The sequence below is a fragment of the Brevundimonas pondensis genome (genome assembly GCF_017487345.1).
Lineage (GTDB): Bacteria > Pseudomonadota > Alphaproteobacteria > Caulobacterales > Caulobacteraceae > Brevundimonas > Brevundimonas pondensis.
On sequence record NZ_CP062006.1, the window covers coordinates 380,496 to 396,951 of the forward strand.

Genomic DNA, 16,456 nt, shown 5'->3' on the forward strand with positions numbered 1-16,456 from the left:
GGGAGGAAAGCAGAGGCTTTCAGTAAACGTCCCGCCGATAGCGCCCGCTGTCGGTCAGCTGCGTCAGCCGCTCCTCGCCCAGCGCCGCCTCCAGCGCCGCGTGGACGCCCTTGGACATGCCTTCCAGACTGCCGCAGACATAGACATAGGCCCCGCGATCGACCCAGTCGGCCATGGGACGGGCGTGTTCCGCCACCAGCGACTGGACGTAGCGGTTCTCGCCGCCATCGCGCGAGAATGCGCGGTCCAGTCGGGTCAACGCCCCAGACGCCAGCCAAGCCTGCAGGTCGGCGTCATAGAGGGCGTCGTGCGCCCGCGTCCGCTCGCCGAACAGCAGCCAGGCGCCGCCGGTCTTGTCGTGCTGCGCTCGGGCTTTCAAATGCCCGCGTAGGCCCGCGATCCCGGTGCCGTTGCCGATCAGGATGATGGGGGCCTCCGGCGGGGGGGCGTGGAAGCCGCGGTTGGCGCGCACCCGCATGGCCACCTCGTCGCCAATCTGCGCGTCTTGCGTCAGCCAACCCGAGGCCAGGCCCGGCGCGCCGTCGGGGCGGGTCATCAGGCGGATGCAGAACTCGACCCGCCCGTCCGAGGGTAGGGAGGCGACCGAATATTCGCGGCTGGCCGGCTGCTCGCCGTCGCGCGTGGGCAGGCCGATCTCGGCGATGTCGCCCGCCGCCCAGTTCGGCGCGTGGTCGATAGGCGCGAAGGCTAGATGCCAGGCCTCGCCACCGGGGCTGCCAGCGTTCAGCAGGGTCCGCTCGACCAGCCGCCAGCGGTCATAGGCGGGCGGGGTCCAGTCGGGCGCGGCGGTCGAGCCGGTGATCTGGTTCAGCTGGTGCTGCCAGTGGCGGATCGCGCCCGCGTCGCCATTGTCCACCTCGACCCGGTCGAACAGGGTCTGGGCGCCGCCGTCGTCCAGCCAGTCGCCGACCGCGTGGCCGAAGCTGCAATAGGCGTCATAGGAGCGGTCACCCAGGGCCAGCAGGCCATAGGACAGGTGCGACAGGTCCGCGTCGCCCTTCATCAGCTGCCGCACGAAGCGGGCGGCGCTGTCGGGGGCGTCGCCCTCGCCTGTGGTCGAGGCGATGACCAGCAGGCGTCGCGCGCCCTTCAGCGTCTCCAGATCCAGATCGGCGAACGACAGGGGCCGCGCGCCCACCCCGCCGTCGCCCAGGGCCCGCGCCGTCATCCAGGCCAGTTCCTCGCCGAACCCGGTCTGGCTGGCGAAGGCGATCAGCACGGCGTCGTCGCCCGCCGCCTCGGCCAGGGCCCGCGCCTGTTCGGCGGCCTTCCGCGCGGCGGCGCCCACGCGCCACACCGTCAGGCCGATCAGGCCCAGCCACAGGATCAGAGCAGCGCCGGCCCACAGCCAGCGGGACAGGTCGGCGGTCACGATCAGGCTTCTTCTTCGTCCATCATGGCGGCGAAGGCGGGCGTCATCCGCTCGACCAGGCCGCGCGGCGTCCGCTCGACGAAGCAGGCCGCGATCTGCATGGCCTCGGCGAACTCCGGCCCGTCATAGGGTCCGAGCACGGTCAGGGCCGTGGCCCACGCATCGGCGCGCATGGCCGAGGCGTCGAACACCGTGACCTGGGCCAGTCCACTATCCACCGGTCGCCCGGTCGAGCCGTCGAGGGTGTGCGGATAGATGCGCTCTTCATGCACGAAGGCGCGGCGCCAGTCGCCCGAGGTGGCGACGGCCACGTCGAACAGGGCCGCCACCGTATGCGGCGCGGGCGAGCCGGGCGCGGCCTCGATCTCGACCCACCAGGGCTGGGCGTCCGGCTTGACGCCGCGCCCCAGCAATTCGCCGCCGATCTCCACCAGGTGCGAGGTCGCGCCCATTTCGGTCAGGCGCGCGGACACGCGGTCCACGGCATGGCCCTTGGCGATGCCGGAAAAGTCCAGCTTCATACCCCCGGTCTGCACCGCCGCCTGGGCGTCCCGGTTCAGTCGCAGCTTCTGCCAGCCGGACACGGCCAGGGCCGCCTCGACCTCTTCGGCGGACGGCAGGGGATTGAGCGGATCGCGGGGGCCCGGCGGGCCGAAACCCCACAGGTCAACCAGCGCCCCCAGCGTCGGATCGACCGCGCCGTTGACGTCGTCGGCGAGATCCAGAGAGGTGTTCAGCAGCGACCAGAAGTCGTCCGACAGCTTCCACGTCCCGGCGGGGGCGTTGTTGAAGCGGCTGATCTCGCTGCTCGGCGTCCAGGGGCTGAACAGGGCGATGACGCGCCCCAGCTCTTCCTCGATCGCCGCCTGAAACGCGTCCTGCGTCATGCCCATCGGCGGAACCAGACGCACCGACCAGGTGGTGCCCATGCTCGTACCCTCCAGCGACCAGATCAGGTCGCTGGGCGGCCGTTCCGGCGCGCGCGTGGCCGGCGGGATCAGGACGCGGGTGTCCTGACGGCCTTCAACCGCCGCCCCGATCTGGAGCGGCGGCGGGGCCGAACTGGAGCGTTTCGTGGTCAGGGCAGGACTTCCAGCGCGCCGTTCCACGAGGCGTTCGAGCCGGGCTGGCCGTTCACGCCCGCCGTACGCACCGAGGCGCCCAGCCAGTAGAGACCGGCTTCCGGCCAGGTCACGCTGAAGGCGCCGTCAGCGCCCGTCTTGACCGTGATCTCTTCGGGGTTGTTGCGGTAACGGGTGCCGCCGCGCGCGATGGTCACGTCCACGCCTGCAGCAGGCTGACCGTCCTTCAGCAGCTTGAAGGTGGCGGCCTCGCCGGCGGCCAGATCGTTCGGGTGGGTGACCGGGGCCAGTTCAAGACCCTTGCCGACGACGGCCAGGTCGGTGGGCTCGCCGAGCGTCACGAAGGTCTCGGTGCGGCTGTCGGTGCGGGTCGCTTCCACGTCGGTGGCGTCGGCGGGCAGGGCGCCGGGGAACTCGGCTTCCGTGCCGCGCCAGCGCTTCTGCTCGCCGCCCTGCTTGTAGCTGGCCATGAAGCCCGAACCGACGTTGGCGACGCGGTAGGTGCCCGGCTGCGACAGGTGCAGATCGAAGCTGGAGCGGTACTTGGCCTGCATCACGTTTTCAGCCTGGGCGGTCGAGCCGTCCGGGGCGGTGATGGTCAGACCGGCCAGGCGCATGGCGGCGTGGTCGGGGATGAAGACCCCGTTCGACATCCCGGCGTCGAAGCCGACCCAGGCGTCATTGCCCGACAGCACAGTCGAGGTCGGGGCCAGCCAGGCGCGGTGGGCCTGGGCCGAGAGAGGGGCGGCCAGAACGGCGGCCAGAGACAGGAAGGCGAGCGTCTTTTTCATGATCTCAGATCCTTAGCGGGTCACGGCGACGCGAACGGCGCCCAGTTCGGTGGAGCCGGTTCCGGCGGCGGTGTTGGCGGCGCCCCAGCGGAAGGGCACGCGGACGACCTCGCGGCCGCCCAGTTCACGGGCCGCCTCGACGACGATGTTGTACTGGCCGGCGGGCAGGTTGCGCAGGCGGGCGGCGGGCACGGTCACAGCGTGACGGCCGGGGGCCTTGGTCGGCCCGGACACGCCGTCGGCGGGCATGGCCATGGCGCGGCCGCCCTTGCGCCACCAGGTGCGCAGGTCCTTCAGCCAGTCCTTGCCGTCGCCTTCGTTGTTGCGGGTCTGCTGGTACCAGACGGCCAGGGTCTGGGCCGTCGACTGGTCCGGCTTCTCGATCCACACGGCCACATAGGGGCGGTGATAGGAGGCGCTGGAAATGCGCGGCAGCTCGACATTGACCGTCAGATCGGCGGCGTTTGCGACGGCGGGCGCGGCGGCGGCGAGGCCGGCGGCGGTCAGGACGAGAGGAAGCTTGCGCATGGGGTAAGGCTCGTCAGTTGGAGGGTCAGTGGATGAACAGAAGGGCGATAACGACGGGAATCAGCAGACCCAGGGCCACGATGGGCCAGGTCGAGGGACGGCCGCGTGCGTGCAGCCACAGCAGGGCCAGACCCGTGACGGAAAAGATCACGCAGGCCAGGGCGAAGACGTCGATGAACCAGTACCAGACCTTTCCGGCGTTCCGACCCTTGTGCAGGTCATTCAGGTAGGCGACCACGCCGCGTGTGGTCTTCTCGTGCACGGCCTCGCCGGTTGAACGGTCGATGGTCAGCCATCCGTCGCCGCCGGGCGTGGTCAGGGCGACATAGATTTCATCCGCCGTGGTCTCGGTCGGCTTGCCGTCCACCTGCACCTTGAAGGCCTCGGCGGCCCAGCGCGCGACGGGGGCGGGCACGGCGTCGGTGGTTTCCTCGGGGAAGTCGGCCAGACGCGCCAGCAGGGGCGCGGGCAGGGTGGCCGTCGCCTCCCTGGTCACCGGCTCGGCCGGGATCTGCGCCGCGTGGTTCAACGTGATGCCGGTGATCGCAAACAGGATCATGCCGACCAGGCTGACCGCCGCCGAGATCCAGTGCCAGCTGTGCAATTGCTTCAGCCAGAACGATCGCTTGGCGTTCAGCGCCGCCTTGGGTTTAGGCGGGGTCTTGGCGGGATTTGCGGCGGTTTCAGTCACAGACAGGGCTTTGCCATATTCTGCGAACGATTTGCAATACCGTTTACGGGTCGGAATGTCGCGGGGCGGACCCTTGTTCAGTAAGTCAGCCGCAACCCGACGCTGAGCGAGCGCGGCGGGCCGAAGCCCTCGACCCCGTTGCCCGTCTCGGAGACCTCGACCTCGGCGTCGAACAGATTGTCGACGGCCAGCCACAGCGAGGCCGTGTCGTTGACTCGCCAGTCTGCCCGCACGTCGGCCGTCACGGCGGCCCCCAGAACCCGGCTGTTCAGGTCGTCCTCGAAGCGTCGGCTCTCATAACGCGCGCGGGCGCTCAGGCTCAGACGCTCGCTGGCGCGCCAGTCGATCCCGGCCGTGGCGCTCCAGATCGGGGCCTGGGCCGGGCGCAGGCCGGTCAGCTGCGGAGCCGCCGACCCGCCGTCCACGCGGGCGTCCGTGATCGACACGGCCCCGCTCAGGTCCAGCCCGCCGCGCAGGGCCTGGCGCGCGCTGATCTCGAGTCCGGTCGCCTCGATGGTCCCGGCGTTCTGGCGCTGGCGCAGCACCCCGCCGGCCGGCACGAAGCCGGCGCGGGGGAAGGTCGCCGGGCCCTGACCGATCGTGACGTTGACCACGGCGTCCTCGATCCGGTTCCAGAACAGGGTCGCGGTCAGGGCCGAGAGCGGCCCCTCGAACGCCAGGCCCGCCTCGACGCCCTGCAAGGTCTCGGGAACCAGAGCCGCATTGGCTTCGGTCAGGTCGTTGCCGACGCGGAAGGGCCGGTGCAGTTCGTTCAGCGTGGCGGGGCGGAAGCCGGAATAGGCCGCCGCCCGCGTCGCCCAGCCGCCGCCGATCATGCGCCGCGCCGCCAGCCGCGCGCTGACGACCTCGCCCGAGCGTTCAGGATCGACCTCGTCCAGGGTCGCCGCGCCCGTCGCCCGATCACGTTCCAGCCGCCGCCCGTTCTCATTCCTCCAGCCGTCTAGACGCAGCCCGCCTGCGACAAGCCACGGCCCGGTCTCCAGCGACCCTTCGCCGTAAACCCCCGCCACGGCGGTCTCGCCGCCCGCGATCCGGTCGCGGGTGAAGGCCCCGCCCATGTAGCGGAACCGCTCGCGCGTCTCGCCCTCGTTGAAGCGGGCGTCGGCGCCGACCTCCCACTCCAGCCGTCCGCCGCCGATCTGGCGCTCGGCCCGACGCAGGGCGGCGTTCAGACCCCAGCCGGTCGCGGGCGTCTCATACTGGTCGTTGGCGGGCGTGGTCGTGGCCCTGTCCGACGCCACGGCGACCGAGGTATTGGCCAGATTGCTCGTACGCCGCCAGGCCTGCAGCCGCCAGCCATAGTCGCCCTCGGTCGGACGCCTGGCGGCGGTGGCCGACAGCACATGACCGCTGGCCGTGGCCCGCGCTCCCGCCAGCCCCGAGCCGCGATCCTCTTCATAGGCGGCCGCCCGCAGCGACAGGGCCGCCTGGCCCAACGGCAGGTCCGCCCGCAGGGCCGCGCTCCTGGCCTCCAGATCCAGCGGCCTGTCCGCCGCCCCGGCCGCCGCGCCTCGCACCGGCACATAGCCGTCGCTGGTCTCGTACAGCACCGACCCGGTCAGCCGCGCCGGCCCCGCATCGACGCCGCCTGATCCCGCCAGCCGCGCCCCGCCGCGCTCGCTTACCGAGGCGTCCAGCACCCCGCCGCGCTCGCGTTCCCTCAATTGGATCACCCCGGTCAGGGCCCCGGCGCCATAGGGACCGGCTCCGGCGCCGCGCACCACGTCCAGGCTCTGGATGCTCTCGGTCGGAACCTGCGACCAGATCACCCAGCCGCCGAAGGGATCGTTCAGCGGAACCCCGTCCAGCGCCACCAGGGTTCGCCCCGCTCCCGACGGCGCGATGGCCCTCAGGCTGATCCCCTGCGTCGTCGGATTGGCCGCCAGGCTGGAGGTGCGCCGGAACAGCGACACCGCCGGAACCGTCGCCAGGGTCTCGTCCAGCCGCGTCGCGATGGACAGCGTCTCCTCGCCCAGACGGATCACCGAAAACGCCGCCTCGCCCGCCGCCGGGGGCAGGCGGGCGGCGGTGACGATCACCTCGTCGAGGGTGGTGATCGGCGGAGCGGGGGGCGTGTCCTGAAGCATCGAGCGGGACCATAGCCCAGCGCCGCGCCGATGGCTGCCTTAGTCGGTGACGTCCAGGCGCATGGGGACGCCAGACGCCCAACTGCCGTCTGGCGAACGCACGACCAGCGATCCTTGCCTATCAATCGTGATCTTGGCTCCGGCCCGCAGCATATCGAGAAGCCTGGCCTTGGCCCCAGAACAGTTCGTGACGCATTGCGGTGGGTGCTGCTCCATCGTCCAGCCGTCGGAATTTCCACGCAGCGATCCCATGCTGACCTCATCGAACGAGGTGACGTAGATGCTCACGCCGTCAAGGACTACGATCCCGCCTTGGAGGTCCATTCTCGGCTCTTTGGAGCCCGCGTCGTAAAAGGTGTTGAAGATGTAGAGGTCATCGCCCGGCTGATGCAGATAGGCCAGCAGGTCGCGGTCAGCCTTGACGAACTTCGGCAGCGGCGGCTCGCCGCGCCTGTCGTCCGACACCAACTGACAGGCGGCCAGGCCCAGAGCGAGCACTAGCCCAATGGTCGCATTTTTCACGTCGTGCCCCGACCCTGCGATGCTGAAGGGCAACCATAGGATCAACTAAGCCGCCTCGGCCACCGCATGTCGCGACAACGCCAGCCGGATGGCGTTGAGCAGGGCGTCAGGCTGGATCGGCTTTTGCGCCACCCCGTCCATGCCCGCCGCCAGATATTCTGCCTCGTCTCGCGGGTCGGCGTTGGCGGTCAGGGCCAGGATGGGCACGGCGCTGGCGGGGCCGGGCAGGGCGCGGATGGCCCGCGTCGCCGCCACCCCGTCCATCACCGGCATCTTCACGTCCATCAGGATCAGGTCGAAGGGGGCGATGGTCGCCCGCTCGACCGCCTGACGGCCGTCCTCGGCGGTCTCATGGGTGCAGCCGAACAACTCCAGTACCTTGCCGGCGACGAAGCGGTTGGCGGCGTTGTCGTCGACCACCAGGACATGCAGGGTCTCGTGGGCGGTCGGCGCCACGGCCTGGTCCACATCGCGCCGCGCATCGGCCTCGGCCAGGGACAGGTGCAGGTCGAAGCGGAAGCGCGCCCCGCCGGCGGGCGAGCGCTCCAGCGCCAGACGCCCCTCCATCCGCTCGACGATCTGGCGGCAGATGGCCAGACCCAGACCGGCGCCCGCGCCCTGACGCCCCGCCTCGCCGGTGTTGAAGGGTTCGAAGATGGCGGTCGCCGCCTCGTCGCTGACGCCCGGCCCGCTGTCGTCCACCACGGCGTCCAGCCGCACCCGACCGTCGTCCAGCCGCGTCGTCAGGCTGACCTCGACCGCGCCGACCTGAGTGAACTTCAGAGCATTACCGATCAGGTTGTTCAGAAGTTGCTTCAGCCGCATCTCGTCGCCGACGACCCAGCGGGCGGCGGTCGTATCCGCCGTCACCGTCAGGCGCAGCGCCTTCTCCTCGGCGCGCGGCCGCCACAGGGCCGACAGGTCGGCGGCCACGGCGTCGAGGTCCAGCGGCGCCGGCTCCAGCGTCAGGATGCCCGCCTCGGCCCGCGACATGTCCAGAGCGTCGGTCAGCAAGCGCAGCAGGCTGTTCCCCGAATCCAGAATGGTGCGGACATAGGGCCGCAGCGAGTCTTGCGTCAGCTCTCGCTCCATCAAGGCGGCCACCCCCAGCACCCCGTTCAGCGGCGTGCGGATCTCGTGGCTCATCACCGCCAGGAACTCGGACTTGGCCCGGCTGGAGGCGCGGGCCTCGGCCTCGGCGCGGACCAGGTTCTGGGCCAGATGGCTCATGGCCTCGGCGCGGCGCTTGTGGATGGCCACGCCGGCCTGCAGCACGTGCAGCCCCGCCCCGACCCCGACATAGCGCCCGCGTGAGACGACGATGAAGCCCTTCAGCAGGGCGCCTAGCCCCGCCGCATCCATCGACTGGAACAGGACGTCCGCCGAGGCGTCGGCCTCGACCATCAGAGGGTCGGGCTCCATCAGGGCCGAGACCGGACGGCGGGCATAAAGGGCGCGGCCGAACTCGGCGGCCATCTTCAGCGTGAAGGCGTTGCGCTCGATCAGGCCGACGGGCCGGCCGTCCTCGTCCACCACGGCGATGACGAGGGTGTCCGGTTCGGCCTGAAACCGGTCGAAGGCCTCAGCCCCGAAGGCGTCTGGCGCCATGGGCGCCGCCGCCTCGACGAAGTCTCCGATCCTGGCCATCCTGACGCCCCTTCCGCGTTTTGCGAGAGCGCAGTTAGGCGGGCGGCGCTTAACAGCCGATTTGCCGAAAGTGAATGTTTTACAAGAGCAATTTGACGATTGATCCGGACGCGGAGCTTAAAGCCTGGCCAGCAGTTCTGCCGCAAAGCTGGATAGGCTGTCGTCGCGCGCGCCCATGACCACCACCCGGTCGCCGGGCCGGGCGATCTCCACGATGCGGTCGCCGCAGTCAGCGCGAGTCGCAAGCGCCTCGGCCTGACGCCCCTCGGCGCGCACGCCCGCCGCGATGTCCTCGCTGCCGACGCTGCGGTCGGTGGTGCCGCCGTAATAGACCGGCTCGGGCATCAGCAGGACGTCGTGTTCGCGCATCAGGCCGGCGAAGCCCTCGATGAACTCATGCTTCATCAGCTTCAGCGGCCCAAAGCCGTGCGGCTGGAACAGGATCAGCAGTCGCCCGTCAAAGGCGTGCAGGGTCTTCAGCGTGGCGGCGATCTTGTCGGGGTTGTGGGCGAAGTCGTCGATGACGGTGACTCCGTTTTGGCTCCCCACCACCTCCAGCCGTCGCCGGATGCCGGCGAAGCCTTCCAGCGCCGCCACGGCCGCATCCACCGACACGCCCAGCGCCTTAACTGCGCCGAGCGCCGCCAGGGCGTTGGCGACATTGTGCGCGCCGGGGACGTTCAGCACGACGGTGCGCGGGGCCTCGCCGCGCACCCGCAGCTCGAAGCTCATGCCGGTCGGCAGGGGCGCCAGATCATGCGCGGACAGGTCGGCCTCTTCTTCGCCGAGCGCGAAGGTGATCGCCTTGCCCGCTGGCAGCGTCTGCGCCAGCGCCGCCGTCTCGGGGTTGTCGAGGTTCAGCACCGCCGCCGTCGCCCGGCCGACGAAGCCGCCGAACAGGTCGCGCAACTCCTCCATCGATTTGTGGTCCAGCGAGATGTTGGAGACGACCGCCACCGTGGCGTCATAGCGGGCGATGGAGCCGTCGCTCTCGTCCACCTCGGCCACGAACAGTTCCGGTCCCCCGACCAGGGCGCTGGCGAAAGGATGGTCCGCGTCGGCGAAGTTCTTCATCACCGCGCCGTTGACCACGGTGGGCTGGCGGCCCGCTTGATCCAGAATCCAGGCGATCATGCCGGTGATGGTCGACTTGCCGCTGGTGCCGGCCACGCCGATCGAGGTCGGGGCGGCGTTGAACAGTTCGCTCAGCAGCTGAGGCCGGGTCTTGATGGTCGCGCCGACGCGCCTGGCCGCCCCGATGTCCGGCACCGTGTCCTCGACCGCGCCGGTGGCGACGATGATCTGCTCGGCGCGGGTCACGCCCGACCCGTCCTGGGGGCAAAGGGTCACGCCGTGGGCGCGCAGCCAGTCGAACTTGTCCGGCGTCCGGCCCTGATCCAGCGCCCGGTCCGAGCCCGCGATGCAGTTGCCTTGCGCCTGAACGATCATGGCCAGGGGCAGCATGCCGGACCCGCCGACGCCGCAGAAGAAATAGTCTTTGTTCATCGGCTTGATTTTGACGCGCGAAACCGGGGAATGTCCGAGCGCCTGACTAGCACGGGCGACGCCGGAGACCAGCCCCATCACCCGCTCTGCCCCGTTCAAGATCGGCGTCGTCAACGCCAGCTCGCGCCTGGACCCCGCTCGTGGCGCGGCCATCCAGGCCTGGATGGATCAGGCCTATCCGGGCGGCGAAGTTCAACTGGTCTTTCATCCGATGGCGTTCGAGACGCACGGCCATTTCGGCGGCGACGACGCCGTCCGCGCCGCCGCCTTCGTCGAGTTCGCCAATGATCCGCGCCTGGGCGCCATCTGGTTCGCGCGCGGCGGCTACGGCGCGTGCCGCATCGCCGAGGCCGTCCTGCCGCAACTGACCGATGTGGCGAGGAAGAAGCGCTACCTCGGCTATTCCGACGCCGGCAGCCTGCTGGCTCTGCTTTACAAGGCGGGATTCCCCCACGTCGCCCATGGGCCGATGGCCTCGGACGGGGCGCGCCACGACGCGACCGGGCGCCGCGCGGTGGACTGGCTGGTCGGCGGCGACCGCGCCGCGCTGGAGCCGTCCCTGCTGGACGACCCGCGCCCGGCCGTGGCCTTCAATCTGACCATCCTCAACGAACTGGTCGGCACGGCGCTCGAACCCGATCTGTCGGGCCACGTCATCATGCTGGAAGAGGTGTCCGAGGCCCTCTATCGCGTCGATCGGATGATGTTCCACCTGACGGGCCAGGCCTCGATCCGACGCGCGGCGGGCATTCGCCTGGGCCGGGTTTCGGACGTGACGGCCAACGACCCCGACTTCGGTCTGACGGCGGAGGAGATCGTTCGCTACTGGTGCGAACGTTCCGGCATCCCCTGGCTGGGAACCGCCGACATCGGCCATGACCCGGACAACAAGGTGGTGCCGTTCGGCCTCAACCGCTGAGGCTCTAGCCCTTGAAGGTCAGGCCTTCGGGCCGAGCCTCGAAGCCCGACAACCGCCCCAGATAGCTCATGCCCAGCAGGGAGGCGGGCATGTCGCCGTCCACCACCAGGGCCTCGACCGAGGTCAGACGCACCCCGGCCACCGCCAGCGACGGCAGGATCACGGGCGCCGCCTTCACGGGACCGGATGCGGTGTTCAGGGTCCGTGTGAAGTCATGGGCGCCCACGCTGACGCCGGCTTTTTCCGCGTCGGCGCGGCTCAGGGTCACGACGCTGGCGCCGGTGTCGACCAGCATCCGCATGGGACGCCCGTCCACCATCGCCTCGGCCCAGTAGTGGCCGTCGGCCGACCGCACGACCGAGGGTGCGGCGATGGCGGCCTGCGCCTCGCCCGCGCCGTCCATCCAGCGCAGGGCGCCGGCGCAGGCCAGCGACGTGGCCAGGGCGGCGGCGAAAACAACAGCAGAGCGCGGGTCGATGCGGATCATGACGCCACTGTGCCGCAAGGGTCTTGGCGTCGCGTGAAGCGATACGGCGAACGAAAGGTTGACGGTCGAACCGCGTTACCCGCCCAGCAGCGCCGGATCGATCAGGCTTTTGCGCCCGTCCAGTTCGCCCATGATCGCCATCCGTTCTTCGTCGCTCTTGCGGCTCCATGTCGCGATTTCGGGCAGGGTGCGAAAACAACCCAGGCACAGCCCCGACGCCCCATCCACGGTGCAGACCATGACGCAGGGCGTGGCGATGGAGCGCGGCGGTCGGGCGGGTTCGGAGGCGGTCGGCTGGCTCATGATTTTATGACGTTGAAACTACAATACGTCCGGTTCCGGACCAAAATATTGACTTTTTAACCAAGCGTGGCTATCTAGGAGCCTGACGCGAAACGACTATGACGGTGAGATTCCCGAAAAGCACGACGCGTCTTCTTTCATCGTTCAGCGAAAGGAGACGCCAAAAATGAACGACAAGGAGCGCAACCTCCAGCACGCCATGATGTCCTTCGCCCTCTGGGGCGGGATGCTGGTCAATACGAAGCAGATGAACCCGGCGAACAACCGCACGGTCAGTCATCCCTCGAACTTCGTGCCCATAACGATCAAACGGCCGCGCGCGTAGTCGCGAGACTGACTGATCCAACCGCAAGCCCCGGTCAGAACGACCGGGGTTTTTCAATTCCGCTTGCCTTCCCTGTCGCCCCCGCTGAAACCGGCTCCATCATCAAGAGGCCAAGATCAAGGGAGAGAGCCGCCATGGGTCTGATCGTCGAGGAGCGCAAAGGCGCGGTCATGGTCTGGACCCTGACCCGGCCCGACCGGCTGAACGCCCTGCCGGATCTTGAGGACGGCGAGGCCTTCGCCAAGGCCTGCGAGGCGGTCAACGCCGACCTCTCGATCCGCTGCGTGGTCATGACCGGGGCGGGCCGCGCCTTCTCGGCCGGCGGCGACCTCAAGGCCATGAAGGCCCGCGCCGACCTGTTCGAGGGCTCGGGGGCCGCCATCCGCGAGCGTTATCGCCGCGTCGTCCACCGCATCGTCCGCTCGCTCTATGGGCTGGAGGTTCCGCTGATCGCCGCCGTCAACGGCCCGGCCATGGGGCTGGGCTGCGACATCGCCGGCCTGGGCGACATCCGCATCGCCTCGGACCGCGCCAGCTTCGGCGTGCCCTTCATGAAACTGGGCATCATTCCCGGCGACGGCGGGTCCTGGCTGCTGCCGAGGAACGTCGGCTATGTCCGCGCCGCCGAGATGCTGTTCACCGCCCGCGCCATCGACGCGGCGACGGCGGATCAGTGGGGTCTGGTCAACCGCGTGGTCCCGCACGAGACCCTGATGGACGAGGCCATGATTACGGCGGCCCAGGTCGCCGCCCAGCCGCCCCAGGCCCTGCGCATGGCCAAGAGCCTGCTGCGTCAGGGCCGCGACATGAATTTCGATCAGATGCTGGAGCTGTCGGCCGCCATGCAGGCCCTGGCCCATCTGACCGAGGACCACATCGAGGGCGTGACGGCGGTGCTGGAGAAGCGGCCGGGGGAATTCACGGGCAACTGACCATCATGAAGCCCTCCCCCTCGAGCGGGGAGGGTGGGGTGGGGTGGAGGCAGGCCGGGTCCTATAGATCACGGGAGGCGCGGACCGCCTCATGCGACCAACAAAAAAGGGGCCCCTCGCGAGGCCCCTTTTCCATTTCCAGTCGCCGTGCCCTTAGCGGCGGGCCGGGGCCTGCATCGCGCGGGCGGCGGGGACGCCGGCGACGCTGGTGTCGCGCTTGGCGCCGGCCGTCTGGCCCGGCTTCATGAACTTGACCAGGACGCGCTGGCCGATCAGCAGCGGGGCGTCATTGACGGCCACGACCACCTCGACGACACGCTCGTCGGTGCGTTGCGACGGGTCGTCCGAGGCCAGCTTGCGGGCGCCGAAGACGGCGGCGCGACGCAGGACCTTGCCGACATAGACCTTGGACGGATCGCCTTCCGGGGTGATCTCGACGGCCTGGTCGGCGGTGACGTTGGGGATGTCGGCCTCGACGATTTCGGCGCGGGCGATGCGCGGGGCGTCGGGCTCCAGATCGAACATGTTGGACACGTTCAGGGTCGAGGCGCCGGCGCCGGGGTTGGCGTAGCGGCGCACGATGCGGCCGTCGGCGGGCGAGCGGATGACGGTCAGTTCGACGTCATAGGCGGCCTGGTCGCGGCGGGCGCGGGCGGTCTGCACCGCCGACTGGGCCGAGCCGAGACGGGCCTGGGCCGAGGCGATGGCGTCGCGGGCCTGATCCAGACGCTGGGCGGCGACGAAGTTGGTCGAGACCAGCTTCTGCAGGCGGTCGTACTCGCGTTGGGCGGTGGCGATGTCGACGTTGATCAGGCGCAGCTGGCTCTCGGCTTCCGACAGGTTGGCGGCGGCGGTCTGCAGGGCCAGGCGCGGTTCATCGTCTTCCTGACGGGCCAGGATCTGACCGGTGGTGACGCGGTCGCCTTCCTGCACCAGGACTTCACGCACCACGCCGCCGCGACGGGCCGCGATCTGGATGATGCCGCCCTCGATATCGACCTTGCCGTTGGCGATGGCCGCATAGGGGCTCTCGACCTTCTTCTCGGCGGCGGCGGCGGCTTCAGCCTTCTTGGCGGCGTTGGCCTTCTGGACCATGCCGAAGCCGACGATCGCCACGACCAGGGCCGCGAGGCCGATCCAGAGCCATTTGTTTTTCAGGAAAGCGGGCATGTGAGATGTCCTTGAGGATCGGTGTCTAGTGCGAGGCCAGAACGGCTTCGGGATTGGGAATGCGGCGCTGATCGTCGATGATGACGCCGTCTTCGATATGGATGACCCGGTCGGCCCAGGCTTCCAGGCGGGGGTCGTGGGTCACGCAGATGACCGCCGCGCCATGCTCGGTGGCGGCCCGGCGCAGCAGCTTGATGACCACCTGGCCGTTTTCGCCGTCCAGGGCCGAGGTCGGTTCGTCGGCGAACAGGATCTGCGGGTCCTTGGCCAGGGCGCGGGCGATGGCGACGCGCTGCTTCTCGCCGCCGGACAGAGCCGCCGGGCGCTGATGCAGGCGATGGCCCAGACCCACTTCCTCCAGCGCCAGGGTGGCGCGCTTTCTGGCCTGATCCGGGGTCAGACCCTGGAACTTCAGCACCGTGGTCACCTGTTGCAGGGCGCTGAGCGACGGGAACAGGTTGAAGCCCTGGAAGATGAAGCCGCAGTGGTCCAGCCGGAACTTGTCCAGACGGCCCGACGACAGTTTCCACATGTCATCGACGTCCAGGGCGTCGACCCGGCCGGCCTCTGGCTTCAATAGCCCGGACAGGGCGGCGATCAGGGTCGACTTGCCCGAACCGGACGGGCCCATGACCATGGTCAGGTCGCCGTGGCGGGCGTCGAAATTCACGCCCTTCAAGACCTCGACATAGTTCTTGCCGGACTTGAACCGCTTGATCAGACCCTTGGCCTCGATGGCGAACTCGCCATGCTTGCCTTGAACTTTCGTATGCATGTTCATCGCAGCAGGTCCGCAGGTTGGCTCTTCTTGAGGATGCCCATCGAGAGGAAGCCCGACAGCATGGAGATGGCGATCAGGCCGCCGCCCACCACGATCAGAAGGGGCAGGGGCAGGGCGATGATGACCGCCTTGGACATGGCGAACAGGGACAGCAGCCAGGTCAGGCCGATGGCGGCGGCGACGCCGACCACCCCGACCCAGAAGCTCAGTTCCATGACGATGCGGCGAAGCGATCCCATGCCGACGCCCAGGGCGCGCAGCGAGGCGAACTCCTTGATGTTGGCCATGATGGCGCCGCGCAGGGTCTGCCAGGTGATGGCCACGCCGATGATGATGCCCAGCACCACGCAGCCGCCGATGATGATGACCAGGATGCCTTCCTCGAACATGGCGCCGGCGTTGGCGTCGGCCAGTTCCTGACGGGTCCAGGCCTTCCACTGGCCGTTGCCCATCTTGTTCAGTTCGGCGACGACGGCGGGGGCCTGGGCCGGGTCCTTGATCTTGATCATCAGCGGGCCGACGCGCGGGCCGGTGTCGGCCTGGCCCAGCATGCGCAGGGTGTCGCGCGACATGACCACGCCGGGCTGCATCATGTTGGGATAGCCGCGCGTCACGCCGACGACGGTGACGGTCTGACCATTGTACAGGGCCTTGTCGCCCAGCTTGACGCCCAGGGTGGTCAGGGCGGTCTCATCGACCGCGACGGTGTAGGGCGGGCGCAGGGCGTCGACCAGTTCCTGGGAATAGTCGGTCGGAATGGTCACCGAGCCCGGCGTGGTGTCGATGATGCTGGACTGGACGAATTTCTGGCGCGGGGCGCCCTGACGCGCATTGTCCGCCTGGCTGCGGGTCGGATCGACTTCCTTGACCGACTGGAAGGTGCCGCCGGCGCCGTCCAGGGGCTGAACCTCGACCACGGCGGGGTGGTTGTAGGCCAGGGGGATGAAGCGGCGCGGCACGCCCGACGGCCCGTTGATCAGGCTCTTGGCCCCCGGCTGCAGGATCATGATGTCCGCGTTCGAGCGCTCGATCTGGGCGGTGAAGCCCTTGCCGATGCCGATGAAGACCCCGGTCATCGCCAGCACGAGCAGACCCGAAAGGGCCAGCGCCATGACGGCGGCCATATAACGTCTTTACTCGAAGAGCAGCGTGGAGAGCGCGAGCGACATAAGGCGTTTCTGATCCCTGACTTGCAGCGTTATCTGACGGCGCGCTGGTCCGGGGCCAAGTTAAATCGGGGTAAGACTGCGGCTTCCCCCCGGCGTCTTGCG

Annotated in this window: 17 protein-coding genes; 3 read left to right on the forward strand and 14 right to left on the reverse strand. The window is 69.2% G+C overall.

All coding sequences use genetic code 11. The features are described 5' to 3' along the window. Positions 1 to 19: 19 nt before the first annotated feature. The 9 genes from IFE19_RS17960 to IFE19_RS02210 form a co-directional block, all read right to left on the reverse strand. Positions 20 to 1,393: a sulfite reductase subunit alpha gene (locus tag IFE19_RS17960; protein WP_207825297.1), complete on the reverse strand. Its 1,374-nt coding sequence runs from the start codon at positions 1,391 to 1,393 to the stop codon at positions 20 to 22. Between the two features lie 2 nt (positions 1,394 to 1,395). Continuing rightward, positions 1,396 to 2,502: an FAD:protein FMN transferase gene (locus IFE19_RS02175; RefSeq protein WP_225910353.1), complete on the reverse strand. Its 1,107-nt coding sequence runs from the start codon at positions 2,500 to 2,502 to the stop codon at positions 1,396 to 1,398. After that, positions 2,472 to 3,266, reverse strand: a complete 795-nt coding sequence (locus IFE19_RS02180; RefSeq protein ID WP_207825299.1) for a DUF4198 domain-containing protein — start codon at positions 3,264 to 3,266, stop codon at positions 2,472 to 2,474. Before IFE19_RS02180 ends, IFE19_RS02175 begins: the two co-directional genes overlap by 31 nt. A 12-nt stretch (positions 3,267 to 3,278) precedes the next feature. Then, a complete protein-coding gene (locus IFE19_RS02185; protein ID WP_207825300.1) occupies positions 3,279 to 3,794 on the reverse strand; it encodes a DUF2271 domain-containing protein in 516 nt (171 codons plus the stop codon). 25 nt (positions 3,795 to 3,819) lie between these two features. Further along, entirely contained in the window at positions 3,820 to 4,485 is a 666-nt protein-coding gene (locus tag IFE19_RS02190) for a PepSY-associated TM helix domain-containing protein (RefSeq protein ID WP_207825301.1), read from the reverse strand. Between the two features lie 77 nt (positions 4,486 to 4,562). Further along, positions 4,563 to 6,593 carry a TonB-dependent receptor gene (locus IFE19_RS02195; RefSeq protein WP_207825302.1) on the reverse strand — a complete coding sequence of 677 codons (2,031 nt, stop codon included), beginning with the start codon at positions 6,591 to 6,593 and terminating at the stop codon, positions 4,563 to 4,565. Between the two features lie 39 nt (positions 6,594 to 6,632). Then, a complete protein-coding gene (locus IFE19_RS02200; RefSeq protein WP_207825303.1) occupies positions 6,633 to 7,115 on the reverse strand; it encodes a hypothetical protein in 483 nt (160 codons plus the stop codon). A gap of 45 nt (positions 7,116 to 7,160) precedes the next feature. Beyond that, positions 7,161 to 8,762 (reverse strand): ATP-binding protein, encoded by a 1,602-nt coding sequence (locus IFE19_RS02205; protein ID WP_207825304.1) that lies wholly within the window; start codon positions 8,760 to 8,762, stop codon positions 7,161 to 7,163. 117 nt (positions 8,763 to 8,879) lie between these two features. Then, positions 8,880 to 10,268: a UDP-N-acetylmuramate--L-alanine ligase gene (locus IFE19_RS02210; RefSeq protein WP_225910354.1), complete on the reverse strand. Its 1,389-nt coding sequence runs from the start codon at positions 10,266 to 10,268 to the stop codon at positions 8,880 to 8,882. 151 nt (positions 10,269 to 10,419) lie between these two features. Between IFE19_RS02210 and IFE19_RS02215 the strand changes: the two genes are divergently transcribed. Continuing rightward, complete coding sequence (locus IFE19_RS02215) at positions 10,420 to 11,187, forward strand: LD-carboxypeptidase (protein ID WP_263972825.1); 768 nt, start codon at positions 10,420 to 10,422, stop codon at positions 11,185 to 11,187. Positions 11,188 to 11,191: 4 nt separating this feature from the next. On the opposite strand, the gene IFE19_RS02220 is transcribed toward IFE19_RS02215, so the two are convergent. Further along, positions 11,192 to 11,674 carry a retropepsin-like aspartic protease family protein gene (locus IFE19_RS02220; RefSeq protein ID WP_207825305.1) on the reverse strand — a complete coding sequence of 161 codons (483 nt, stop codon included), beginning with the start codon at positions 11,672 to 11,674 and terminating at the stop codon, positions 11,192 to 11,194. Positions 11,675 to 11,749: 75 nt separating this feature from the next. Beyond that, the gene (locus IFE19_RS02225; RefSeq protein WP_207825306.1) at positions 11,750 to 11,977 is read right to left on the reverse strand and encodes a DUF1289 domain-containing protein; all 228 of its coding nucleotides are present in this window, start codon (positions 11,975 to 11,977) and stop codon (positions 11,750 to 11,752) included. 166 nt (positions 11,978 to 12,143) lie between these two features. Here IFE19_RS02225 and IFE19_RS02230 point away from each other — a divergent pair, with 166 nt between their 5' ends. Both IFE19_RS02230 and IFE19_RS02235 read left to right on the forward strand, forming a co-directional pair. Next, positions 12,144 to 12,302, forward strand: a complete 159-nt coding sequence (locus IFE19_RS02230; protein ID WP_199183586.1) for a hypothetical protein — start codon at positions 12,144 to 12,146, stop codon at positions 12,300 to 12,302. A gap of 134 nt (positions 12,303 to 12,436) precedes the next feature. Then, positions 12,437 to 13,234, forward strand: coding sequence for a crotonase/enoyl-CoA hydratase family protein (locus IFE19_RS02235; protein WP_207825307.1), 798 nt, complete (start codon positions 12,437 to 12,439; stop codon positions 13,232 to 13,234). A gap of 153 nt (positions 13,235 to 13,387) precedes the next feature. Here IFE19_RS02235 and IFE19_RS02240 read toward each other — a convergent pair whose 3' ends face one another. The 3 genes from IFE19_RS02240 to IFE19_RS02250 are packed head-to-tail and all read right to left on the reverse strand — an operon-like array spanning position 13,388 to position 16,309. Continuing rightward, positions 13,388 to 14,404 carry an HlyD family secretion protein gene (locus tag IFE19_RS02240; RefSeq protein WP_207825308.1) on the reverse strand — a complete coding sequence of 339 codons (1,017 nt, stop codon included), beginning with the start codon at positions 14,402 to 14,404 and terminating at the stop codon, positions 13,388 to 13,390. 25 nt (positions 14,405 to 14,429) lie between these two features. Further along, a complete protein-coding gene (locus tag IFE19_RS02245; protein WP_207825310.1) occupies positions 14,430 to 15,185 on the reverse strand; it encodes an ABC transporter ATP-binding protein in 756 nt (251 codons plus the stop codon). After that, entirely contained in the window at positions 15,182 to 16,309 is a 1,128-nt protein-coding gene (locus IFE19_RS02250; protein WP_207825312.1) for an ABC transporter permease, read from the reverse strand. The genes IFE19_RS02245 and IFE19_RS02250 overlap by 4 nt, the downstream gene beginning before the upstream one ends. Between the last annotated feature and the right edge of the window lie 147 nt (positions 16,310 to 16,456).